General features: G+C 52.8%; 15 protein-coding genes, 2 tRNA genes and 1 riboswitch. Of the genes, 13 read left to right on the forward strand and 4 right to left on the reverse strand.

Features of this window, described 5'->3' with window-relative positions:
- Positions 1 to 244 precede the first annotated feature (244 nt).
- The 4 genes from L2W48_RS03390 to L2W48_RS03405 all read right to left on the reverse strand — a co-directional run bounded on the left by L2W48_RS03390 (position 245) and on the right by L2W48_RS03405 (position 3,319).
- Positions 245 to 1,378: a tyrosine-type recombinase/integrase gene (locus L2W48_RS03390; RefSeq protein ID WP_236114780.1), complete on the reverse strand. Its 1,134-nt coding sequence runs from the start codon at positions 1,376 to 1,378 to the stop codon at positions 245 to 247.
- 228 nt (positions 1,379 to 1,606) lie between these two features.
- Positions 1,607 to 1,697 (reverse strand) — tRNA-Ser (locus L2W48_RS03395).
- A 48-nt stretch (positions 1,698 to 1,745) separates the two neighbouring features.
- Complete coding sequence (gene tadA / locus L2W48_RS03400) at positions 1,746 to 2,222, reverse strand: tRNA adenosine(34) deaminase TadA (RefSeq protein WP_236098633.1); 477 nt, start codon at positions 2,220 to 2,222, stop codon at positions 1,746 to 1,748.
- A 14-nt stretch (positions 2,223 to 2,236) separates the two neighbouring features.
- A complete protein-coding gene (locus L2W48_RS03405; RefSeq protein ID WP_236098634.1) occupies positions 2,237 to 3,319 on the reverse strand; it encodes an outer membrane protein assembly factor BamB family protein in 1,083 nt (360 codons plus the stop codon).
- Between the two features lie 83 nt (positions 3,320 to 3,402).
- Here L2W48_RS03405 and L2W48_RS03410 point away from each other — a divergent pair, with 83 nt between their 5' ends.
- From L2W48_RS03410 to L2W48_RS03470, 13 genes are all read left to right on the forward strand, one after another.
- Positions 3,403 to 4,425: a hypothetical protein gene (locus L2W48_RS03410; protein ID WP_236098635.1), complete on the forward strand. Its 1,023-nt coding sequence runs from the start codon at positions 3,403 to 3,405 to the stop codon at positions 4,423 to 4,425.
- 7 nt (positions 4,426 to 4,432) lie between these two features.
- Complete coding sequence (locus L2W48_RS03415) at positions 4,433 to 5,119, forward strand: hypothetical protein (protein WP_236098636.1); 687 nt, start codon at positions 4,433 to 4,435, stop codon at positions 5,117 to 5,119.
- Complete coding sequence (locus L2W48_RS03420; RefSeq protein ID WP_236098637.1) at positions 5,119 to 5,820, forward strand: hypothetical protein; 702 nt, start codon at positions 5,119 to 5,121, stop codon at positions 5,818 to 5,820. The genes L2W48_RS03415 and L2W48_RS03420 overlap by 1 nt, the downstream gene beginning before the upstream one ends.
- Positions 5,821 to 5,832: 12 nt before the next feature.
- Positions 5,833 to 6,189, forward strand: a complete 357-nt coding sequence (locus L2W48_RS03425; RefSeq protein WP_236098638.1) for a hypothetical protein — start codon at positions 5,833 to 5,835, stop codon at positions 6,187 to 6,189.
- A gap of 98 nt (positions 6,190 to 6,287) precedes the next feature.
- Positions 6,288 to 7,316, forward strand: a complete 1,029-nt coding sequence (locus L2W48_RS03430) for a GGDEF domain-containing response regulator (RefSeq protein WP_236098639.1) — start codon at positions 6,288 to 6,290, stop codon at positions 7,314 to 7,316.
- A 36-nt stretch (positions 7,317 to 7,352) separates the two neighbouring features.
- Positions 7,353 to 7,440, forward strand: a tRNA-Ser gene (locus tag L2W48_RS03435).
- A 105-nt stretch (positions 7,441 to 7,545) separates the two neighbouring features.
- Entirely contained in the window at positions 7,546 to 8,628 is a 1,083-nt protein-coding gene (gene hflK, locus L2W48_RS03440) for an FtsH protease activity modulator HflK (RefSeq protein ID WP_236098640.1), read from the forward strand.
- Positions 8,629 to 8,640: 12 nt separating this feature from the next.
- Entirely contained in the window at positions 8,641 to 9,498 is an 858-nt protein-coding gene (gene hflC, locus L2W48_RS03445) for a protease modulator HflC (protein ID WP_236098641.1), read from the forward strand.
- A gap of 23 nt (positions 9,499 to 9,521) precedes the next feature.
- Positions 9,522 to 9,654, forward strand: a riboswitch (cobalamin riboswitch).
- A 102-nt stretch (positions 9,655 to 9,756) separates the two neighbouring features.
- Entirely contained in the window at positions 9,757 to 10,632 is an 876-nt protein-coding gene (locus L2W48_RS03450) for a sirohydrochlorin cobaltochelatase (RefSeq protein ID WP_407928673.1), read from the forward strand.
- A gap of 97 nt (positions 10,633 to 10,729) precedes the next feature.
- Positions 10,730 to 11,719, forward strand: coding sequence for a FecCD family ABC transporter permease (locus L2W48_RS03455; protein ID WP_236098642.1), 990 nt, complete (start codon positions 10,730 to 10,732; stop codon positions 11,717 to 11,719).
- Positions 11,716 to 12,483, forward strand: a complete 768-nt coding sequence (locus tag L2W48_RS03460; RefSeq protein ID WP_236098643.1) for an ABC transporter ATP-binding protein — start codon at positions 11,716 to 11,718, stop codon at positions 12,481 to 12,483. Before L2W48_RS03455 ends, L2W48_RS03460 begins: the two co-directional genes overlap by 4 nt.
- Positions 12,462 to 13,364 (forward strand): ABC transporter substrate-binding protein, encoded by a 903-nt coding sequence (locus L2W48_RS03465; RefSeq protein ID WP_236114785.1) that lies wholly within the window; start codon positions 12,462 to 12,464, stop codon positions 13,362 to 13,364. The genes L2W48_RS03460 and L2W48_RS03465 overlap by 22 nt, the downstream gene beginning before the upstream one ends.
- A gap of 6 nt (positions 13,365 to 13,370) precedes the next feature.
- Positions 13,371 to 14,276, forward strand: coding sequence for a hypothetical protein (locus L2W48_RS03470; protein WP_236098645.1), 906 nt, complete (start codon positions 13,371 to 13,373; stop codon positions 14,274 to 14,276).
- Position 14,277: the final 1 nt, after the last annotated feature.

The raw sequence follows: 14,277 nt of genomic DNA on the forward strand, positions 1-14,277 counted from the left end.
GATGGCAACGGCCGGTTTTGCCGGAATGGTTATGCACTGTCTTTGCCGCGGCCTTGGACTGAACATCTGGATCACTTCGGCTGTGGTGGCCATGTCCGGATACAGCGCAGGTCAGCTGTTGGATTACGGACAGGAGCTACTTCTGAAGTGGCTGGAGCGTAAGGCGAGATAATAATGTGCCCTCTCGGGGATCTCCTCGAGAGGGCTATATATAATGTAAGAACTTTTTATTCCGTCGATTATTCTATGGTCTAATATCTTCTCTTTGTTCGTCCAGCCAGTCTGCCCACCATTGCATAAGCTCACGTCGTTGCAGGATGTATTCGGCGTGATTGTAAGCAGCTCTCACCTGGTTTTTCTGAACGTGAGCCAGCTGGCGCTCAATCACGTCCGGTGGCCAGCCATGCTCGTTGGCTATAGTGCTGAACATTGAGCGGAACCCGTGACCGGTCATCTCCTCTTGAGTGTATCCTAATCTGCGTAAAGCAGCTAAAACGGTGGCGTCGGACATCGGCTTGACCGTCGACCTTATCGATGGAAAAAGATACCGGGATTTGCCGGAAATCTCCTTGAGCTTATTGAGGACCTCTACTGTTTGACGTGATAAGGGTACCCAGTGAACTCGTTTCATCTTCATCTTTTCAGCCGGGATTTTCCAAGTAGCACCATCGAATTCAATCCATTCGGCCTTTCTCAATTCGCCTGGTCGGGCAAATGTGTATGCTTGGAATAAGAGTGCGTACTTGATCTGTCCAACCAATCCGGTATCAATATCTCTCATGAGTTGCCCAATCCGGGCGGGGTCGATGATGGTGGCCATGTGGGTAGTCTTGACCGGTTGCAGGGCTCCCTTGAGGTCGGCGGCGACATCTCTGTCGCACCTTCCGGTTGCCACCCCGTATCTAAGGATTTGACCACACATCTGGCGAGTTCGTCTGGCGGTTTCTATAGTTCCTCTGGCCTCTATTTTCCTGATGACTTGCAGCAACTCTGGAGCTGTAAGAGATCGGACGATTTTATCCCCTATGTGGGGAATTAGCAGGGTGTCTATTTTATAGACCAGAGTCTCGATGTATCGAGGTGCTTTCGTCGGCCTCATACGGACATCAAGCCATTCGTGGGCCAGTTTTGCGAAGGTTGTGTCTGTGGGGGATGTTGAAGACGATTTGATCTCATCTCTTATCTGACGAGCTCTCATGAGGGAGACCCCAGGATATTCTCCTAAGGTCTTTTTGCTCTCTTTCCCGTTCTTCCATATCCTAAGTTTCCATACCTTTCTACCTGTAGGACGAATCTCCAGAGACAGGCCCCTTTCGTCCACCAGCCGGATAACCCTATCTCCCGGTTTTGTTTTGCGTATTTCAACGTCAGTGATCACTACGGTTTGCCTCCTTTGTAGAGACAGAGACGAGGTACGGTGATGATTGCTGTTTTTCGGCAGGGGTACGGTAATAGGTACGGTTTTGTTTGTCCTTTACCGTCATCGCTTGTCAATTTTGCCTCGTATCTCCAGTTGGAGTATAGCAAAAAACCCCTGGAATTCCAGGGGTTCGAGGTGTTTTTGTCGTAGGCTGTCACTGCTCGACAGAATGATTAAATTTTGAAGTGGCGGAGGAGGTGGGATTTGAACCCACGGAGGAGCAGAGCCCCTCACTTGATTTCGAGTCAAGCGCCTTCGACCGCTCGGCCACTCCTCCTCGACAGGAAGCAATTATACCTATCGGAGCCCCTTTTTGCAAGGGGAGCTAGTTTTTAGGGGCTCCTGGAGACGGGTCTCTCTCTTTCCGTCTTTTCTTTCGACATTCTGAGAAGAAGTCTCGTAACATCTTCCTGCATCTGTCCTCTTCGATGCCTTTTATGACCTCGCACCTGTGGTTCAACCTGGTGTCCCTGGTTATGTCGTACAGAGTTCCGCTTGCTCCGGCTTTTGGATCGGTGCAACCGTAGACAACCTTGGCTATCCTCGACTGAACGATAGCTCCGGCGCACATCGGACAGGGTTCGAGAGTTACGTATATCTCGCACCCCGAGAGGTTCCAGCTTCCCCTTGCTTTCGCAGCCTGCCTTATGGCGACTATCTCCGCATGAGCAGTGGGATCGTGATCGATCCTTCTCAGGTTTCTGCCTCTACCGATCACCTCGTTTTTGTAAACGACTACGGCGCCTACGGGAATGTCTCCCTCAGAGGCAGCTTTTCTCGCCTCTTCCATGGCTAAAGCCATAAAATTTTTGTTTATCATTGCCCTTCCTTTATCGAGTAGATCGATCCGTCCATGGTGCCTATGAAAATATTTCCTTCGGAGATCACGGGATTGGAGACCAGGTTCGACCCTAGATCTATTGACCAATCCTTCTCTCCGGTACTTCCGTTAAAACAGTGGAGTTTACCGTTTTGTTCTGGGACATATATCCTGTTTTGCGAGGTCACCGGAGAAGCCACGACTCCTCCCTCCATCTTGATGGACCATAGGAGTGAGCCATTTTCGGTCCCTACGCAGTAGAAGGTTCCGGATGATGTCCCTAGATAGGCCTGTTTTTCCGATAAAACTATGTCGGTGGTAGCTGCTCCGTCGGCTTTGAAGCCCCACAGGGGGGTAACTCCCTTTACCCTTATGGCGTGCAGTACCCCATCCCATCCGCAGTAGTAGACCACCCCGTCGAAGTAGGCAGGAGTAGCATCGATAGGACCTCCTGAAGATCCGCCCCATGTCCTTTTCCCCGAATCCAGGCTTAAAGCATGAAAGATGCCAGCGTGGTCGCCTACGTAGACAAAGGGAGGGGCTATCAATGGGGAGGCTAGAATTTCTCTGGAGGCCTTGAAACTCCACCTCTCCTCTCCCGTTTGGGCGTCCATTCGAACGACCTTTCCCTCCAGATTAGCCGCCATAAGAGCGTCTTCATGCAGTGCCAAAGAGGAGTTTATTCCTCCTGATGCCAGATTGTCCGGAGCGTCTGCTAGATTTTTACTCCAATAGGTGGTACCGTTTACGGTCGATAGACAGTATACTATACCCGCCCCGGATCCCACGTAAAGCCTGTCTTTCGTCACTGCCGGTGCTCCATAAAGCAGTACATCGAAAGCCCTCTGCCATTGAAGTTTGCCGGTTTTCCCGTCGAGGCAATAGAGGTTGCCGCTTCCGTCGGAGAAGAAGAGTCTTTCTCCATTCGTCGCCATATCTCCGGTTATACCGTGGAGCGCTTTATAGTGCCAGGATATGTTTTTCGATAGGTCCTTGTCGGCAATGGGCGTTTCGGCCCATGCAAGAGACGCCGATAGGATCATAAATAAGCTGTAAAAAAGTGCGAAAAACCCTTTCATCTAGATCACCTCTTCAATTTTTTTGGGCTACAATATCACTATATCATTGCCGAGATATTTATGTAGTAGGGGAGGTGGCGTCCATGTCGGAAAGGGTCTCGAAAAACGAAAATCAGGGAACCGAAGCGATCGATGAGAGAGGCAAGATAAAGACTTTTTTCTCGAGGTTGATTTCGATAACCCTATCTCCCTTTAAGGTGATTCTATCGGCTAAAAACAGGGGCACAGTGTTTGTCCTCGCCATGGTAGTGTCGACTTTGGGGGGCGTGGGATGGATATTATACGACAGTTGGAGAGAGAAAAATTCCCAGCCTGTCGGATGTGTGGATCAGAACGCCATGATGGCAGTAGGTGGTCTGGAAAAGGATGAGCCTTTCCTGGTTTACGTATCCGAGAGACGAAGGCTGGAGGATCTCTCCGCCGATTTCTACTCTCTTTTTCCCGGGTATCCGGTGGACTCCATGGCCGTAGTCTTCTCTCCCGACCGAGAAAGGGAAGTCGGATTTTCCTCCGCCGTTTTCTGTCTGGATTGGTTCGACCTGGATCCGAACGTCAGAAAGAAACTGGTGGAAATACAGAGAGGGAGGTCGAAGGACCCCTCTTTTCTGTTTGGACAAAATCCCGTTGGACTCTCTCCAGACGAAAAAATCGACGATGTTCCGGTTTTTAAGGCGACTTTCTCGTCTCGAGAGATGCTGTTCGTTTCCTTCGGGAACGCTCTGCTGCTTTCCAGTGACAGGGATTCCATGATAGGGTCTCTTAAAGCTTTAATTCACGCCATGACTAGATTGTCCTGGGATGAGGGTGGCGGTGGTCGGATAGTCCGTTCTTTCGTCGAAGGTGACAGACGGTACAGATTGTATCTCTACTCGTCTTCGAAAGATCTTTACAGCGTTCTTCCAAGAAGAACCCATCAGAGCCTGTCGGTGGATCTTTTGTTGGATATGGCGATGGGGCAGGTCGCCTCATCCAGCTCTTCCGACGAGATACTGTCGTGGCTTATTCGAAAGGACGGTGCCGGTGTCGATGATATTACCTTTGCTACGGATCCGATTCTTTATCCTAGCCTTTCTCGTGACTATTTTGTCCTGCGTGGCGACAGCTGAGGGAGGGGTGCTGTCTGGAATCTCTTTTTCCACGATCAATGGAACCGTGGTGGCCGAGGAGGTAGGCCCCCTAAGTGTTGCCGAGGGCGGCGGTATCGTCGATGGAGATCGGATCATCTCCGTCGACGGTCAAGATGCTTCGCTGGCGGAAGATATGGATTCGTTCGTGGAGGAAAAACTGGCCCAGGGACGTTCGGTTATACTGGAGGTGGAGGGGTCGGGAACCCGAAGGTTGGTTTGGCTCCGTCTGCCTAAGATCTCCAGGGCCGATGCCAAGTTTCTGGATGTCTATATGCAGATTAGAGGACACTGGAACGATATGCTCTCCGTCTGGGATTCCGCCTGCTCCCTCTACTACGATGTCATGTCCGGAGCTGAGGACAAGGCTCTTCTTAGGTCCTCGGTGTTGAAAGAAACAGGAAAGATTCAATGTTTGAGGACCGTTTTGATAGAGACAAAGGTACCCTCCCTTCCCGGCCCTTTCTGGGTTGAGCTTTCAAGGGCTAAGGAATTTATGGAATGGACCGCCTTTGCCATGGACGAGGCCATTCAGAACATGGCTTCGGATGTGGAGAATAGGAACTCTGTTAGACGTCGGATGGATTCGGTCAATTGGGGCCGTTCCGCCGCGGAGAGACATCTTTCTCTCGCTTTTAGGGAATCTGGAATGGTAATGGAAAGGAGCTTTTTCTGATGGTGAAAAAAATTCTCTTGTCTTTGTTGTCGGGGCTTTTGATCTTTGCCGCATCTTCCGGTTTTGCCGCCACCTACATAGCGGAACCAGTCCTTGTAACCCAGCCGGTCTACGACGGGATGAGCTTCTACGTATACCGTCCTTATAATATGCCCGCCGGGTGGTTCGTGACCTACGATGGATATCCCGTTTCGCGAGGAAACGGAGGTAACTGGGTTTACGGTGTACCTCGAAACGACGGAACTTTGGTCCATACCGGCTATGTTGTTGGTTCGGTCGTACCCTTTCAGCAGGCCAACTTGACGCCTGTAGTTACGGTTCCCGCGAACAACGGGGTCATGACTTCCGGTGCTATGCCTCTCACTCCTAGGTGGCTAGCGGACGATAATTTTCTAACGGTTACGAGATGGCATAGAATGGTTGATCGTCTGGCTGTTTTACACAAGCCTAAAATCCCCTTGGCTTGGAAGGGAGATCGTCCTGAGGTCCTATACGGATGGACGGGAAAAAGCTGGTATCAGATGATCTGCAAGGACGGAGAATCGCCGGCGGAGACCTTGAAACGTCATGTATACGAACTTACCAGGATGTACAAGCAGAACGGTTCCAGATGGAACGACGGAGATACAGCTGTATTGGCCGCTCATGCTCCGGCTTGGGGTTTCCTCTGGGTGGGGCGAATTTCGCCGATAAATCTCTAGGAAGTGATCGCCGTGAACCGTGGATTTCTCGCGTTGCTACTATCGTTTTTTCTGGTGTCGAACGCCGATGCCATGATGGGTAACGCCCCCGCTCTGTTGCCCCATCCCGACTACGATAACGACTACGTCGTTCCACTTCAGGTTCAGGAGGGATATTACCTCACCAAAGACGGATATGCGGTGGTTCGAACTCCCGAAGGGAACTGGGCCTATCTGAACGTGGTCCCGGTTTGTCTTTTTGGTGGCGGTTTGTCCGTGATACAGTTTCCTGTCTCCTTTGTCGAACAGGGTAATCCGGAGATTTTTGCTCCGTCCGGAAATGGACACATGGGGATGGAACCGTCCCACTATACCTACGAACTGCCCTGATTAGGTTCTTCATAGCACAACGATCGCATCCGTTTTGTTGTATAATTCAAAACGTGCGGTCGTGTCGCCGCCGTCACGTATATGATGGAGGTGTTGAGATGGGGTTGTTCGGTCTTAACGAAGATGCTAGCGATGTAGTCAGAATCCTGATAGCCAACGATTCCAAACTTGAAAAACGCATCCTCTTCGACGGAATAGATCGCTTTTTTCCCGATAGATCTCGTCTCATCTTAGAGAGTTGCTCCAGAGGCGACGATGCTTTGGACTACATCCTTAAGGAGAAACCCGATATGGTTTTTCTCGATTGGGTTCTGCCGGGGATCGAGGGGCCCGAGATATGTCGTTCCGTAAGGGAAAAAGAGGGCGACGACGACTTCGGATACTGCTACATAGTCATGACCACCTCGATGGACGATAGAAGCTCCATCGCTCACGGTCTTTCATCCGGCGCGGACGATTTCATCACGAAGCCCTTTCATTCCGAGGACATAGAAGCGAGAATTACCGTAGGTCTTCGTCTCGTGGAGGCCTATCGAAAGGTCTTGAGGCAGAAGGAAGCCATAGATAGGATGTCCAGGACGGATGAGTTGACCGGTATCCTCAACAGACGTTACGTTTTATCCTGTTTAGAGAAGAGCCTGGACAGAGCTCAGAGAGAGAACCGTTCTCTTTCTATCTGTCTGTGTGACGTGGATTTTTTCAAACACATCAACGATAACTACGGGCATCAGGCAGGGGATTTCGTCCTGAGGAAACTGGGGTATTTTATGGAGACTTTCTTGGAGAAACACGGCGTAGCCGGCAGGTACGGCGGCGACGAGTTTCTGTTCGTTTTACCCGAAGCGGATGAGGCGGAGGCCAAGGAGATAGTGTGCTCTCTGTACGAAAGGATAAGTTCTGCACAGTTCGTCTTCAACGGCAAGGAGCTCCCGATCTCCCTTTCCTGCGGGCTTTCCTTCGTTCTGTCTCCTATGGAACACGGGATGTGGAATTCCTCCAACTTGATAAAGATGGCGGACGACGCCCTTTACGAGGCCAAACGCAGAGGCAAAAACAGGATCTGCTTCTATAGCGACGAAGGAATGGAGGAAATTTCCTCAGTACGAAGCTATCAGGATCTTGCCTGATAGGACAAAACGTGTTAGAATTCCTCTCGTCGATCTGGAGGGGTGTCCGAGTGGTCGAAGGTGCTTGCTTGGAGAGCAGGTGTACCGCAAGGTACCGTGGGTTCGAATCCCACCCTCTCCGCCAGATGATTGAGCCGTCGTGCCTGGCACGACGGCTTTTTTGTTTTTCCGAGCTTGATCTGTTGTATGATGGTATGTGTTTTAGAGATCTTTTGAGAGGAGGTCCGTCGTGGATTTTAGATCTATTTTATCGCTGGCGGTCTTGGCCGCGTTGTTGCTGTTTCTTAAGTTCGTAAAGGATAAATCCGCATCTGGGGAGGATGTCTCCCGGCATCTCGCCTTTCTTAATCGGCTGCGGTCATGGGGGAAAAAGGTCATTTTATCGGTTTTACTTGCCTTGATAGTCCTAGTTGGAGCTCTGGACGGGATATACATCGTACCGTCCGGTTCTGAGGGAGTGCTTTTCCGTCTGGGAGAGGTCAAGTTCGTCGCGGAACAGGGGCCTCATGTTAAGATCCCCTTTGTCGATGTAGTAGAGGTAGTTAATACCGAAAACATCCGTCGTTTCGAGTACGGATACAGGACGGTAAGCGTAGGACCTCCCGCCAGGTATAGAGACGTTCCCGATGAATCGAAGATGTTGACCAGGGACAACAAGATCATAGAGATAGACTGGGTCCTTCAGTATCAGATATCCGATCCGGTCGACTACGTAACCCATATCCCCGAGAATCAAGGCATGAGGGAGAGGATGATAAGGGATATAGCCGAATCCTTCATGAGGGAGGTTATAGGGGCTAGGATCCTGGACGACGTTCTGACGAAGGAAAAACAGGCTATCCAGACCGAGGTCAGAAAAGGTCTCCAGGACAAGATGAACGCTCTCTCCACAGGGATTTTCGTTTCTTCCATCTCATTGCAGGACGTCATTCCCCCTCAAGCGGTGCAAAAAGCCTTCAACGCGGTCAACTCGGCCAGAGCGGAAAAGGAGAGAATGATACTGGAGGCCGAGCGTTACGCAAAGGAAATAGCCTCGGAGATGGCTGGAGACGTCGAGAGGATCCTTAACGAGGCTAACGCCTACGCCTTTCGAAGGGTGGCTCTGGCGGAGGGAGACGTCGCTAGACTCAGCGCTTTGAACGAAGCCTACAGGGTCGATCCCGATCTGGTAAAGCTGAACCTCTGGATGGAGACTATGACCGATGTGTGGAAGGAAATCAATCCTCTGTTTCTTCGCTCCTCCGAGTCCCTGAAGTTTCTGCCTTTGGATCGGTTTATCGAGCCTTCCGAAAAAGACGCCAAAGGCGATTGAGGAGGTGGAGGAATGACTAAACAGCTCAAAGCCGTGTCTATTATTGGAGTTATGCTACTTCTTATGCTAGTCCTTTACGGTTCCTTTTACGTGGTTCGTCAGGATGAGCAGGTAGTGATACTCAGGCTGGGAGAGATAGTCTCGACCAGGCGAGAGCCCGGAATAGCCTTCAAGGTCCCTGTCTTCGACACGGTGGTGAAATACACTAAAAGGCTTATAGAGTACGACGCCCATCCAGTTTCGGTGGTGATGGCCGATAAAAAAAATCTCATATTCGATTCCATCGCGGTCTTCCAGATAACCGATCCGGCCACCTTCAGAAAGAGGGTCCGAACCATATCCGCCGTCCAACAGAGGCTGGACGACTCGGTGTATGCCGCCGTCAGAGCCGTCGCAGGGCAGGTTACCTTCGACGAGATCCTCTACCTCAAGAGGGAGGAAGCGGAGGCTCAGGCTCTCAGGATCGCGGCGGAGGAGAGCGAGAAATACGGCGTCACCATAAGGACCGTGGAATTCAAGAGACTGTTTCTCCCTCAGGAGAACGAGGAGGCCGTCTATCGCTCGATGGAGGCGGAGAGAAACAGGATGTCCGCTCAGCTGAGGTCGGAGGGAAAGGCCGAGGCCATGAAGCTGCGCTCCGCAGCTGACAGAAACAGGGTGGAGGTCTTGGCCTCTGCCATGAAAGAGGCCGAGCAGATCAAGGGAGAGGGCGACATGAAGGCTCAGAAACTGTTAAGCAACGCCAATCGTGCCGTCAAGGGCCTTTATCCCTTCATGAAAAGGTTGGAGTTCTATAGAGAGGTTCTGCCGGGCAGAAACGTTATAGTCGAGAGCGAAGAGGGGATCTTCGAGGGCATGGACCGCCCCTGACGTATTGTAGCTTCAGCTTTTGTGCTATACTTTGTCGAGAAAACAGAATACCCGACATCTCTAGATCAGGGAATCCGGTTAGACTCCGGAGCGGCCCCGCCACTGTAAGTTCGAATTTCGAACGAGCCAGAATGCTGTTCTCGAGATGACGATGTGTATCTGCGTGGGCGGAATTCACATGGTGTCTCTGGAGGCCCCGTGGCGATCTCGCTTCGGGGCCTCTTTGGTCATAATATATCGGGAAAGGTGATGTGTTTTTTGAAAAAGTTGGTGTCGGTTTTGTTGCTGTTTTCTGCGATCTTCGTCGCTGGTGTCGCGTGGGGAGATGATTCGGTGAGCAAGAAAGGCGTATTGATGGTATCTTTCGGAACGACCGTTCCGTCCGGTCAGAAGGCGATAGATAACCTTTTTGCGACCCTCAAGTCGGTCTGTCCCGACAAGGAAGTTCGACTGGCCTATACGTCCAACATAATCAGGCGTAAATTGGCTAAAGAAGAGAATAAGATGATCGATAGTCCTATGATTGCCCTGTCTAAGATGAGGGACGAGGGGTTCACCGACGTCGTGGTGGTCTCCACTCACATTATCCCTGGGGAGGAGTATGGAGACCTGGAGGAGATCGTCAGAGCCTTCCAGTCGGTCAGGGGAAAGTACGGTTTCGATCGTCTGGTGCTGAGCGAACCTTTGCTGTATCATGAGGAAGACTTCGAGGCTATGGCCGGTTTCCTCGACAGGACCTACGGCGATAAAGTCGACGAGGACAGCGTCGTGGTCCTGATGGGACACGGTACCCCCGATTTCGCCAACGCCGCATACGGCCATCTCCAGACGGTTCTGGAGTCGTCGCTCCCCGGTTTTATCGTGGGAACCGTCGAGGGGGCTCCTACTCTGGACGACGTCCTGCTTCGTCTGAAGGCTAAGGGAGCTCGTAAGGCGACCTTGGCTCCATTCATGATAGTCGCCGGAGACCATGCCACCAACGATATGGCCGGTCCCGAGGATGATTCCTGGGTCACAGTGATCAAAGGCGACGGGTATCGAGTATCCTCCGTCCTGAAAGGTCTGGGCGAATACGACGAGATCGGTGCCATGCTGGTCCGGAAGTACCGGGCTGCCGCCGGAGATGGCTTTTAAGGGCACCTTGGATCGATTTTAGTCTCTGCGTCCGAAGCCTGTTTCAGGTTTCGGACGCCTGTTTTTTATCTATTGAAATGTAGGGGGAGGAACCGTCTTGAGGATTACCGATCGTATAAGGCAGGATAGGAAGAGAGCCTTTCTATGTGGGTCCCTTCTCTTGGTCGCCTTGATCGCCTTGTTCTTTTGGCGTATAACCTCTGGAGACGTCGACCTGTCTCTTTCGGATGTGGCAGGGGCCCTCCTGGGGTGGGGATCGAACGATCAGGCCCATGTAATCGTCAGGGTGGTGAGGCTTCCCAGGATAATGGCCTCCATGGGGGCCGGGGCGTCTCTAGCTGTCTCCGGAGTCGTTCTCCAAGCCCTTCTCGCCAACCCCCTGGCTGAGCCCTACACTCTAGGGATAGCCTCAGGCGCGGCTTTCGGGGCGTCTTTGGCGATATTGTCGGGCTGGGTCGTTACGATATCGGCTTTTGCCGGAGCCCTCGTAGCCTTGGCTTTGGTGATGGCCATCTCCTGGCGTTCCGGCGGGTCCACGGGACACACCGTCCTGGCCGGGATAGTAGTGGGGTCCTCTCTATCCGCCGGGGTAACCTTGGCGAAAGCCCTGGCCGGGGATAAAGTGGCTGGGATAGTCTTCTGGCTCATGGGAGGGTTCGCCGGAGCTTCCTGGGGAAGCGTCTTTTGGGTCTGGTTAGGTGTCTTGATCGTCTCTTCGTCTTTGTTCTTCTCCTCCGATCTGGATGCGCTTTCCCTGGGAGGAAATAACGGAGCGGTACTGGGAGTCGACGAGAGGGTGCTGAGGCCTTTGTTGGCGGTTGCCGCGGCTTTCTCTGCCGCCTCCGTGGTCTCCTTTTTCGGGGTGATCGGTTTCGTCGGCCTCGTCGTCCCGCATCTCGTGAGAATATCCATAGGCGCCTCTCACAGAGTTCTTCTTCCCCTGTCGATGTTGACCGGGGCTCTTCTTCTTTCCGGAGCGGATGGAATCGTCCGGGAGCTGGGAGAGCTGCCGGTAGGTGTCCTGACCTCTCTGGTAGGAGGCCCTTTTTTCTGCTGGATCCTTATAAGAGAGAGGGGAAGGGGATGACTTCACTGGTACTGGACAACGTCTCCGCCCTGTATCCAAGCGGCGGTGGCGTGACCTCCATATCGGCCGAGGCCAGGGGCGGAGAGATAACCGTTTTGATAGGTCCTAACGGAAGCGGCAAAAGCACTCTGTTGAAGGCTATAGCAGGGTTGATAGACTATGACGGTTCGATCAGGCTGAACGGCGTCGACATGGAAAGCATGGGCCGAAGGTCGAGGGCCGCTCTCTTCGCCGTGGTCGATCAGATCCCCTCCATGAACTATCCCTTTTCCGTGACCGAGGTCTTGGCTATGGGTCGTCTACCTCACGGCAGGGACGAGCCGAGAAAAAACTCGACACTGAGAAGCGTCCGTAGAGCGGCAACCGCCATGGACCTGTCGGATCTCTGTAATAGACCGGTTACGGAGCTTTCCGGAGGGGAAAGACAGAGGGTGGCCATCGCGAGAGCTATCGTCCAGGATAGCCCGATTATGCTGATGGACGAGCCTTCCTCCGCACTGGACCCCGGTCACGTGTCCTCTCTCTTCTCGTCCCTTAGGGATATGACTAACCGGGGTCGTGCCGTTATCGTCACGGTTCACGACGTCAATCTGGCGGCCATGTTCGCCGATAAGGTCTGGCTTATGGACGAAGGTCGTTTGGTGAGATATGGAAACCCGGAGGATATCCTCTCTCGGGAGAGACTGTCCAAGGTCTACGGAGTTGACTTTCGTCGGTATGACGGAGAAAGGGGGAAGTCTCTTTGGTTTTTCGAGCTGGATTGATGGCTTTGTATCTGTTCTTCGCAGGAGCTGCCTTTGCCCGAGGGGATATAGTCGTTCATGACGACCTGGGGAACTCGGTATCTCTCCCCGGTCCCGCCACGAAGGTGGTCTCTCTCTATGCAGGACATAGTGAGACACTGCTGGCCATGGGCTATGGGGATCGGTTGGTGGCGGTGTCTCAAAGCGACGATGGAGAGCTTTTCCCGGGAATACCCAGGTTGCCTCGTAACTTCGATCCCGAGTCGATCATAGCGCTGAACCCAGACCTGATCCTATCGAGACCCATGTTGGAGGGGACCCACGGTCGAGCACTCGACGTCCTTCGGCGGACCGGCATCCCCGTGGTGAACCTGGATCCTCCGGTATGGACGTCCCTGTTCGATTACGTCAGGACCATAGGAGAGCTCTTTGGCGATAGAGGCGATGTCCAGGTGGATCTTCTGGCCCGTTCCATCAAGCGACTTTTCATAATGGCTGAGACCCGCAGGGAAGGCGGGAAAAAACCGGTTTTCTTTTTGGAGACCGGCGAAAAAGGCATAAGGACCTGTTCTCCAGACAGCTGGGCTGCCGGAATCCTGGAATTGGCCGGAGGGATAAATGGAGCGTCCGATGCTTCTCCCTTGAGGGAGGGGAGCCCCTTGGCTCCCTACGGAATGGAGCGACTGATCGGGATAACTCCGACCTTGGATATCTACATAGTCCAGCAGGGCGCCATGAACGACGTGACGGAAAAATCCGTGTCCGAAAGGCCCTGGATAGAGATATTGAGGGGAAAGAGGATCCTATTTATAGACGAGAGAGACCTGAGCCGTCCGTCGGTCTACAGGATGGAGTCCACCGTTAGACGGCTGACGGATTTCTTCTTTTCCGAGGACCGTTAGACGGTTATGGATTGGGGACTATGGGGGGACTTCATAAGAGGGGAAACCATCCTGACTGTGAACGTCCTGATAGGCCTGTTCTTCGGGTGGCTCCTGGTGCGCTTCGGGGTCTCTGACAGGCTTTTGGCCCGTATAGGACCGAAAATCGCGAGATGGGGAATCCACCCGGACATAGTGACGGCTCTGGCCTTGAGCCTGGGGTCGTCAAGAGTAGCGGCCGGAATGCTGGCCTCAGCGGCTGAGCAGGGAAGGCTTGAGGACAGAGATCTGGTATGGGGAGTCCAGCTCATATCCTTTCCGGGATATCTGAGACGTTGGTCTACTTCCACCTTGGGTATGTCCATAGGATTGGCCGGTGTTGCCGGTGGAATATACGCTTTGTCTCTTTTGCTCAGAAGCGCCATCCGATTCTGTTTTTTTCTCGGACTTGTGTTGAGACACGGTCGGTCGGTCGATCTGAAGGAGGTCAACTGGCAAAGCAGCGGGAAGGTCCCCTCTCTGTGGGGAATGTTATACAGGACATTGCCATGGGGGTGGCTTTTTTTCGCCCTAGCCTTCTGGGGTATGCCCTTTTTGGAACCTCTGTTCAGGGAGTGGGGCAGGGGGCTGGCCATGTCTCCCGTGGCCTGGTCCGTGGCCTTGGCGGGGATGGCCCATAACTCCGCCGCCTTGGCCGCCGCTGGAGCAGCCGTCTCCGGAGGCCATATCTCCTCTGCGGAGGCCGTTTGGGCCCTTCTTGTGGGAAACTCTTTGGGAAGTCTATCCAGGATAGGGAGACAGAATCTGGCCTTTTGGTCCGGGCTCTTTCCGAAAAAAACGGTGTTAAAGCTTCTGTCTTGGTATCTTGGAACATTGCTTCCTCTCATGTTTCTTTGGATTTTAGCGGCTCTGTTGTTTTGTCGAGTTGTATGAT

Origin of the sequence: Dethiosulfovibrio russensis (assembly GCF_021568855.1) — a bacterium.
Lineage (GTDB): Bacteria > Synergistota > Synergistia > Synergistales > Dethiosulfovibrionaceae > Dethiosulfovibrio > Dethiosulfovibrio russensis.

Bases quoted from the DNA above. Each gene is read 5' to 3' on its own strand.
- tadA (WP_236098633.1), bottom strand. From the start codon at position 2,222: ATGGCTTTAGCCATGGAAGAGGCGAGAAAAGCTGCCTCTGAGGGAGAC.
- L2W48_RS03405 (WP_236098634.1), bottom strand. From the start codon at position 3,319: ATGAAAGGGTTTTTCGCACTTTTTTACAGCTTATTTATGATCCTATCG.
- L2W48_RS03410 (WP_236098635.1), top strand. From the start codon at position 3,403: ATGTCGGAAAGGGTCTCGAAAAACGAAAATCAGGGAACCGAAGCGATC.
- L2W48_RS03420 (WP_236098637.1), top strand. From the start codon at position 5,119: ATGGTGAAAAAAATTCTCTTGTCTTTGTTGTCGGGGCTTTTGATCTTT.
- L2W48_RS03430 (WP_236098639.1), top strand. From the start codon at position 6,288: ATGGGGTTGTTCGGTCTTAACGAAGATGCTAGCGATGTAGTCAGAATC.
- hflC (WP_236098641.1), top strand. From the start codon at position 8,641: ATGACTAAACAGCTCAAAGCCGTGTCTATTATTGGAGTTATGCTACTT.
- L2W48_RS03460 (WP_236098643.1), top strand. From the start codon at position 11,716: ATGACTTCACTGGTACTGGACAACGTCTCCGCCCTGTATCCAAGCGGC.
- L2W48_RS03470 (WP_236098645.1), top strand. From the start codon at position 13,371: ATGGATTGGGGACTATGGGGGGACTTCATAAGAGGGGAAACCATCCTG.